Annotated in this window: 1 protein-coding gene; it reads right to left on the bottom strand. The window is 66.3% G+C overall.

The window, feature by feature from the left end:
• Positions 1-38: 38 nt before the first annotated feature.
• A complete protein-coding gene (locus ABZS58_RS51500; protein WP_354792181.1) occupies positions 39-860 on the bottom strand; it encodes a transposase family protein in 822 nt (273 codons plus the stop codon).
• Positions 861-1,016: the final 156 nt, after the last annotated feature.

Raw genomic sequence — 1,016 nt, 5'->3', positions numbered from 1 at the left:
TGAGCCATTCCGCGCAACGACTTGACCACTGGGCGTCGTCATGTGGTGCGGTCGTGGTCGAAGTGGAGCAGGACGAGCGCTGCGGCGGCGATCTTCCCGATCCGCCATGGGTTGAGGCTGACGTTGCGCAGCGCTTTGTACGTCATCTTCAGCAGGGAGTTGCCGCGTTCGCCGATGGCGCGCAGGCTGTTGTGGGCCTTGTTGAGCTGCTGCTGTACCAGGGTGAGGTGTCCGCCCTTGGGTTTCTTGAACGCCACGGTGATCGTGCTGGCCTCGCCTTCGTAGCCCAGGTCGCCGAGGGTGCGCAGGTCCGTACCGATCGCGGTGAGGGCGGGCAGGATCTCGGGGTGGGTGCGCACGGCGGTGGTGTCGTGCTCGCGGCCGGGCCGCACGCCGGAGGTCCAGATCGGCCAGCCGTCCGGGACGGTGACGACCTGCACGTTGCCACCGTGGTTGGCGTGCTTGGCCGACCACCACAGATCGACGCCCGGGGTTGGACCGGGGGTCGACACCCGGTCGGTCTCGATCAGGGTGCCGTCGATGTTGACGTGGCTGTAGCCGGCGGCTTTGGCCGCCAGCAGCGCTCCGTGCAGGCCGGGCGAGCGGGCGGCGAGCACGTCGATGCCCTCGTGTAGGTAGTCATAGCCGGTGGACTTGCTGATCGCGTTGTCACGGGCCAGCTGGCTTATCCGGGTGCCGTCCAGGAACCACCGCAGCACCAGCACGGCCTGCTCATGGCAGGACAACGCCCGGGTATCGGCACGGGTACCCCGCCGCGTCCGCTCGGCGGCCAGCAGGCCGGCCAGGAACTCCACCGTCTTGTCGCGTACCGGCAGCACCGAGGTGTATGTGACACTCATCGTCGACGCAGAACCCTTATGAAGTTGATCTGTGAGAGGACCACCTTCATACCGGGGTTCTGCGTCTTCTTGTTGCACCACAACGGATCCGGCGTGTTGCCCTGCCCGACCGCGACCAGTTACCCAACGTCATCCATCGTTACGCGGAATGGCTCA

The sequence above is a fragment of the Dactylosporangium sp. NPDC005555 genome (genome assembly GCF_040605635.1).
In the GTDB taxonomy this organism is placed as follows: domain Bacteria; phylum Actinomycetota; class Actinomycetes; order Mycobacteriales; family Micromonosporaceae; genus Dactylosporangium.
The sequence above is the reverse complement of the archived record's forward strand: the minus strand, read 5'-3'. Positions and strand labels throughout refer to the sequence as shown.